Origin of the sequence: Streptomyces sp. NPDC088746, assembly GCF_044751065.1 — a bacterium.
Taxonomy (GTDB): Bacteria; Actinomycetota; Actinomycetes; order Streptomycetales; family Streptomycetaceae; genus Streptomyces.
This window is the reverse complement of sequence record NZ_JBIVLA010000006.1, coordinates 564914-572149: the sequence shown is the minus strand read 5'-3', so window position 1 is coordinate 572149 and position 7236 is coordinate 564914. Positions and strand designations below refer to the sequence as shown.

Annotated in this window: 6 protein-coding genes; 2 read left to right on the top strand and 4 right to left on the bottom strand. The window is 70.2% G+C overall.

The window, feature by feature from the left end:
• Positions 1-153: 153 nt before the first annotated feature.
• Both ACIP63_RS27535 and gcl read right to left on the bottom strand, forming a co-directional pair.
• Positions 154-672, bottom strand: coding sequence for a hypothetical protein (locus ACIP63_RS27535; RefSeq protein ID WP_401520709.1), 519 nt, complete (start codon positions 670-672; stop codon positions 154-156).
• Between the two features lie 165 nt (positions 673-837).
• A complete protein-coding gene (gene gcl / locus ACIP63_RS27530; RefSeq protein ID WP_401520707.1) occupies positions 838-2622 on the bottom strand; it encodes a glyoxylate carboligase in 1785 nt (594 codons plus the stop codon).
• A gap of 257 nt (positions 2623-2879) precedes the next feature.
• Here gcl and ACIP63_RS27525 point away from each other — a divergent pair, with 257 nt between their 5' ends.
• Both ACIP63_RS27525 and ACIP63_RS27520 read left to right on the top strand, forming a co-directional pair.
• Positions 2880-3617: a hypothetical protein gene (locus ACIP63_RS27525; protein WP_401520706.1), complete on the top strand. Its 738-nt coding sequence runs from the start codon at positions 2880-2882 to the stop codon at positions 3615-3617.
• Positions 3618-3688: 71 nt separating this feature from the next.
• Positions 3689-3910, top strand: a complete 222-nt coding sequence (locus ACIP63_RS27520; RefSeq protein WP_104784478.1) for a hypothetical protein — start codon at positions 3689-3691, stop codon at positions 3908-3910.
• 21 nt (positions 3911-3931) lie between these two features.
• On the opposite strand, the gene ACIP63_RS27515 is transcribed toward ACIP63_RS27520, so the two are convergent.
• Both ACIP63_RS27515 and ACIP63_RS27510 read right to left on the bottom strand, forming a co-directional pair.
• Entirely contained in the window at positions 3932-5539 is a 1608-nt protein-coding gene (locus tag ACIP63_RS27515; RefSeq protein ID WP_401520703.1) for an AMP-binding protein, read from the bottom strand.
• Positions 5536-7212, bottom strand: a complete 1677-nt coding sequence (locus ACIP63_RS27510; RefSeq protein WP_401520701.1) for an AMP-binding protein — start codon at positions 7210-7212, stop codon at positions 5536-5538. Before ACIP63_RS27510 ends, ACIP63_RS27515 begins: the two co-directional genes overlap by 4 nt.
• Positions 7213-7236: the final 24 nt, after the last annotated feature.

Sequence of the window (7236 nt, the reverse complement as noted above, 5' to 3'; positions counted from 1 at the left end):
CACCCCCTGCGCGACCGGGCGCCGGCCGCCCGCCCGCCCCCCCGGGGGGGGGTGTCACGGGTTGGCCTCGGTGGGGGGGGGGGCCGGGGGGGGGCGCCCCCCCCACCCCTGTCGTCGTGGTGGCGTACTGCAAGGGCTGAGCGGTACCCGTGTTCAGGCGCGGTGGGAGTGGACGGCACGGGCCACATGGACCAGCCACACGCCGGCCACGGCCCAGGGCAGCCGGTGGAGGTGGCTGTCGAGGATCCACAGTCCGCCGACTGCTCCGGCTGCCAGGCCTGACATGAACCCCAGATCCCACAGGCGAGCCATGACCGGGCTGCGGTAGCGGTCGAGGACGTACGCCGCGCCGAGCAGCGCTCCGCTCGTGACGAGCCAGGGCTGCCAGGCGTCCGGACCACGGGAGTGCCGGACCCCGGACAGGGCGACGTACGCGAGAACAGTGAAGACAGCCGCGCAGAGGACCGTCTGCGAGAACCCCACACCGTTGCTGAACGACCAGTGGACGCTGTCCGCGGTGCCCGTGAGCCACAGGCTGACGACGAGGACCGACATCTGCAGCGTCGCGTCGTCACGGGCCAGCCAGAGACCGGCAGCCACCAGGAGCGTCAGCGTGGTCACGCCTGCCAGCCGAGCGGCGAGGCCCTCGGTCGACCACGCGAGCCTTCTCATTGCTACTTCGGTCCCCCACGGCCACGGCATGGGGAAAGGGTAGCGACAGCGAACGTGCCGCGCCCGGTCCGACGGGGCCCCGACCGTCCCGGCACACAGCTCCGGGATCCGCGGAACAGTGTCCGCGGATCCCGGGGTGAGAGCGTCAGTGGCCGGACGCCAGGGTCAGGACACCGTCAGCGGGAGGACCGCCGTCGGCGCGTGGCCGGGCTCGGAGGCCACGTCCTCGAACTCGTTGACCGACGCGATGTCGGTCCCGCTCATCGAGATGTTCGTGACCCGCTCCAGGATCGCCTCGACGACGACCGGGACCCGGTGCTCGGCCGCGAGCTTCTTGGCCTCCTCGAAGGCCGGCAGCAGCTGGTCCGGCTCGGTGACGCGGATCGCCTTGCAGCCCAGGCCCTCGACGACCTTGACGTGGTCCACGCCGTAGACGCCCAGCTCCGGTGAGTTGAGGTTCTCGAACTCCAGGTTGACCTGGAAGTCGATGTCGAAGTTGCGCTGCGCCTGCCGGATGAGCCCCAGGTAGGAGTTGTTCACCAGCACATGGACGTACGGGATGCGGTGCTGCGCGCCGACGGCGAGCTCCTCCAGCATGAACTGGAAGTCGTAGTCGCCGGAGAGGGCGACCACGGAGCCGTCCGGGTCGGCCGTGGCGACGCCCAGGGCCGCGGGGATCGTCCAGCCCAGCGGCCCGGCCTGGCCGCAGTTGATCCAGTGGCGCGGCCGGTAGACGTGCAGCATCTGCGCGCCCGCGATCTGGGAGAGGCCGATCGTCGTCACGTACCGGGTCTCGGGGCCGAACGCCCGGTTCATCTCCTCGTACACCCGCTGCGGCTTCAGCGGCACGTTGTCGAAGTGCGTGCGGCGCTGCAGGGTCGCACGGCGCTCCTGCGTGGACGCGGCCCACCGCGAGCGGTTCTTCAGCTTGCCCGCGTCCTTCAGCTCGCGCGCCACCTCGACGAGAAGTTCGAGTGCCGCCTTCGCGTCGGAGGCGATGCCGAGGTCCGGGGCGAAGATCTTGCCGAGCTGGGTGGGCTCGATGTCGACGTGGACGAAGGTGCGGCCCTTCGTGTAGACGTCCAGCTTGCCGGTGTGGCGGTTGGCCCAGCGGTTGCCGACCCCGAGGACGAAGTCGGACTCCAGGAAGTTCGCGTTGCCGTAGCGGTGCGAGGTCTGCAGGCCGACCATGCCCGCGTTCAGCTCGTGGTCGTCGGGGAGGATGCCCCAGCCCATCAGGGTGGGGACGACGGGGACGCCGGTCAGCTCGGCGAACTCCACCAGGAGTTCCGACGCGTCGGCGTTGATGATGCCGCCGCCCGCGACGAGCAGCGGCCGCTCGGAGGCGTTGAGCATCTCGACGGCCCGCTCGATCTGCTTGCGGCTCGCGGCGGGCTTGTGGACGGGCAGTGGCTCGTACAGCTCGGGGTCGAACTCGATCTCGGTGAGCTGCACATCGATCGGCAGGTCGATGAGGACGGGACCCGGCCGGCCCGTGCGCATCAGGTGGAAGGCCTGCTGGAAGACGCCCGGGACCTGCGCGGCCTCCAGGACGGTGGTCGCGGCCTTGGTCACCGGCGCGGCGATCGACGCGATGTCGACGGCCTGGAAGTCCTCCTTGTGGAGGACTGCGGTCGGCGCCTGGCCGGTGATGCACAGGATCGGGATCGAGTCGGCGATGGCCGAGTAGAGACCGGTGATCATGTCGGTGCCGGCGGGCCCCGACGTGCCGATGCAGACGCCGATGTTCCCGGCCTTGGCGCGGGTGTAGCCCTCCGCCATGTGGGAGGCGCCCTCGACGTGGCGGGCGAGGGTGTGCTGCACCCCGCCGGAGGCCTTGAGAGCCGCGTAGAAGGGGTTGATCGCCGCACCCGGCACACCGAACGCGTTGCTGACGCCTTCGCGCTTGAGGATCTCAACTGCCGCTCGGGCAGCGGTCATACGAGGCATGAGTGCTCCTGCTCGGACCTGGTGGAGTCGGGCTCTGTCGCGCCACCTGAGAGCACTAATTCCACATTACGGAAACTTCTTTCTGCTATGTGAAAACAATTTAGGGCGGCTCGGGACGGCCGTCAAGGGAGGACGGGGAAAGCGGCGGAGACCGTCGGTCCGAAGTGCGCGAATCACCCCCCGGAGCGTCGCTCCTCGTGGACGATGGAGGTACGGAACGCAGTCGCCGCCACAGGGGCGGAAGAAGGGGGCAGCACGTGGAGTCCGTACCGGTGCGCTGCCCGGCCTGCCGCCGGGATCACGCGTACATCACGCCGGTATACCCCTGCCCCTGCGGCTCCCCGACCGCCCCGCCGCTGATGCGCGGCGCGCCGGCCGTGCTCATCACGCACCGCACCTGGAACGACGACTGGGTGAGCGTGCGGTGCCACTCCTGCGGGCGCCGCGACCAGTGGCCACACCCCGAACTCTGCTGCCCCTGCGGTGCGGTACTCCGGATCCCCGTGCGCCCGCTGGCCACGCGCGGCACCACGCCGCCGTCCACGGCGGGAGGTTCGCCCGGCCCGGCCCACATACCGCTGCCACGCACGGCCGCCCACCCGCGGCCGTCGTTCAGGCCGCTGGTGATACGGACGGCCCGCGACGCGGTGAACACCGCGGCGCTCTATCTGAGATGGCTGGGCTTCCACGACATCGTCCAGCCCGAGGTGCGGCCCAGCTCCCGGATCGACCTCAGGGCGGCCGGTCTCATCGCCCAGGTGGACGCGACCACGCGCCCGACCGCCCTGCGTGACGTCGAGTGCCTCTGGCTGAACGCCCTGAACACCTCGGTGTCCGGCGTGCTGTTCTCCCTGGCCGGTTACACGGACGAGGCGCGCTCACGCGCCGACGGCCTCGCCGTCCCGCTGTTCGTCCTGGATCTCACCGGCACCCCGCAGCCGGTGAACGGCCCCGCGGAGGAACTGATCAGCGTCGGACCGGCCCCCGGCGAATGATTTCGGTCACCTGTGCCCTGCCAGCCGCATATGTTCGAGCTGTTGTCAGAATGAGGACGTAGAGTGAAGGCATGGTCTTAACTCCTCGGCTTCCCACCCACTCAGCCCCCGTTTTTCTGACCCAGCCCGTCCACCCGTCCGTCGTCGAGGCCAACGACGCCATCCGCGCGCTCGTCGACTCACGGGCCGGCCAGGACTGGACGCCGGTGGAAGCCGCGGAGTACGAGATCCTGCTCATCGAGTGGGCGGCCGCGACCCAGGGCATAGGCTCCGGCGTCATAGAGGCCGCCTGACCCCGCGGCCCCCGGCACGGGCTACGCGCCGTATCCCTCCCGCAGTTCGACCTTCCGGACCTTACCGCTGACGGTCATGGGGAACGCGTCCAGAATGCGCAGCCCGCGCGGGATCTTGTAGTGCGCCAGCTGGTCCCGGCAGTACGCCGTCACCTCGTCGAGCGTCGGCGGGTCGGCCGGGTCGCGCGGTACGACGCAGGCCAGGATCTCCTCGCCGTACCTCTCGTCGGGAACTCCGACCACCTGGACGTCGGCGATCTTCGGATGACCGTGGAGGAACTCCTCGATCTCACGCGGATACACGTTCTCTCCCCCGCGGATGATCATGTCCTTGATCCGGCCGACGATCTGGACGTAGCCGTCCTCCCGCATCGTCGCGAGGTCCCCCGTGTGCATCCAGCGCCCCGCGTCGATGACTTCGGCGGTCCGCTCCGGCTGGTCCCAGTAGCCGAGCATCACGCTGTACCCCCGGGTGCACAGCTCACCGGCCTCGCCGCGTGGGAGGGTCACGCCCGTCACCGGGTCGACGACCTTCACCTCGATGTGCGGCATCACCCGGCCGACCGTGCCGGTGCGGCGCTCCAGGTCGTCCTCCCGCCGGGTCTGGGTGGAGACCGGCGAGGTCTCCGTCATCCCGTAGCAGATGGAGACCTCCTCCATGTGCATCTGGGCGACGACCCGTTTCATCACCTCGACCGGGCAGGGCGATCCGGCCATGATCCCGGTGCGCAGCGAGGAGAGGTCGTACGAGGCGAAGTCGGGCAGGCCGAGCTCCGCGATGAACATGGTGGGCACGCCGTAGAGCGAGGTGCAGCGCTCCTGCTGGACGGCGGCCAGCGCGGCGGCGGGCTCGAAGGACGGCGACGGGATCACGATGCAGGCGCCGTGCGAGGTGATGCCGAGGTTCCCCATGACCATGCCGAAGCAGTGGTAGAAGGGCACGGGCAGACAGACCCGGTCCTGTTCGGTGTAGGCGACCATCTCCCCCACGAAGTAACCGTTGTTGAGGATGTTGTGGTGGGAGAGCGTGGCGCCCTTGGGGAACCCGGTGGTGCCGGAGGTGTACTGGATGTTGATCGGGTCGTCGCACGACAGTTCCGCCTCCCGGTCCGCCAGTTGTCCGGCGGTCACCGACCCCGACGCGGCGGTCAGCTCGTCCCAGGACGGGTCGCCGATGTGGTGGACGGACCGCAGTGCGGGGCAGTTCGAGCGGACCTGGCCGACGAGTGCGCGGTAGTCACTGGTGCGGTGGGCGAGGGAGGCGACCAGGACGGAGATCCCGGCCTGCTTCAGCACGTACTCCAGCTCGTGCGCGCGGTAGGACGGATTGATGTTGACCATGACCGCGCCGATGCGGGCCGTGGCGTACTGGACGAGGACCCATTCCGGGCAGTTGACCGCCCAGATCCCGACCCGGTCGCCCTTGGCCACCCCGGAACCCATCAGGCCGCGGGCCAGCTCCTCGACGGCGGCACCGAACTCGGCGTACGTCCACCGGCGTCCGGACACCACGTCGACGAGGGCCTCCCGGTCGCCGTACGCCTCGACCGCCCGGTCGAGGTTGCGTCCGATGGTGTCGCCGAGCAGTTCCGTGGAGCTGGTGCCGTGCGCGTAGGACAGGCCGCTCATCGCAGGTCCCCCTCGTCGAACTCGGTACCGGTGCCCTGCGCGGTGCGCTCCCGCAGCTCGATCCTGCGGATCTTCCCGGAGACGGTCTTGGGCAGCTCGGCGAACTCCAGCCGGCGGATGCGCTTGTACGGGGCGAGGACCGCCCGGGAGTGCTCGAAGAGCACCTTGGCGGTGGCGGCGCCGGGCTCCCAGCCCGCGGCGAGCACGACGTACGCCTTCGGGACGGAGAGCCGCACCGGGTCGGGGGCGGGGACGACCGCCGCCTCGGCCACCGCCTCGTGCTCCAGGAGGGCGCTCTCCAGCTCGAACGGCGAGATCTTGTAGTCGGATGCCTTGAACACGTCGTCGGACCGGCCCACATAGGTGATGTAGCCGTCCTCGTCCCGCGCGCCGATGTCGCCGGTGCGGTAGTAGCCGCCCGCCATGGCCTCGGCGGTGCGCTCCGGGTCTCCGTGGTAGCCCGTCATCAGGCCGACGGGGGCCGTGGCCAGGTCGAGGGAGATCTCGCCCTCCACCGCGCCCGGTTCACCGGTGACCGGGTCCAGCAGCTCCACCTCGAAGCCGGGACTGGGACGCCCCATGGAGCCGGCCTTCAGGAGCTGCCCCGGTGTGTTGGCCACCTGCACGGCGGTCTCCGTCTGCCCGAAGCCGTCCCGGATGGTGACGCCCCAGGCGCGCCGGACGCTCTCGATGACCTCCGGGTTGAGCGGCTCACCCGCCGCGACGACCTCACGCGGCGGCGTCCTCAGCTGCGCGAGGTCGGCCTGGATGAGCATCCGCCAGACCGTCGGCGGCGCGCAGAAGCTGGTGATCGCGGAGCGGTCCATCTCCGCCATCAGCCGGGCGGCGTCGAACCGGGTGTAGTTGAAGATGAAGACGGTGGCCTCGGCGCTCCACGGCGCGAAGAGGTTCGACCAGGCGTGCTTCGCCCAGCCGGGCGAGGAGATGTTCAGGTGGACGTCGCCGGGCTTGAGCCCGATCCAGTACATCGTCGACAAGTGGCCCACGGGGTACGAGACATGGGTGTGCTCCACGAGCTTGGGGCTGGCCGTGGTGCCCGAGGTGAAGTAGAGCATCAGGGGTTCGTCGGCGTCCGTGGCGCGGTCCGCGGTGAAGGTCTCCGGCGCCTCGTCGGCCCCGCCGTAGGAGATCCAGCCCCGGACGTCGGCGCCGACCGAGATCCGGGTGTAGTCGCCGGGCACCTCCTCGAACTTGGCGGTGTCCGCCGACCGTACGAGCACATGGCGGACCCTGCCGCGCTCGACCCGGTCACGCAGGTCGGCCGGCCCCAGCAGGGGGGTGGCGGGGATGACGACGGCGCGCAGCTTCATCGCGGCCAGTGCCGTCTCCCACAGTTCGGTCTGGTTGCCGAGCATGACGAGGATCCGGTCGCCCGCGGCCACGCCCTGGTCCCGCAGCCAGTTGGCCGCCCGGTTGGAGCGGGCGGCCATCCGGGCGAAGGAGACCTCGGTGCGGCCGCCGTCCTCCTCGACGATGTGCAGGGCGGTGCGGTCGTTGTCCTCGGCGATGACGTCGAACCAGTCGAGCGCCCAGTTGAAGTGGTCGGGGCGGGGCCAGCGGAAGCCCTCGTACGCCGTGGAGTAGTCCTCACGGTGCTCGATCAGGAAGTCCCGGGCAGCCCGGAACGTCTCCGTCGCATTCGTTGCCGGCATGTGCTCTCCTCGTCGCGAACCCGT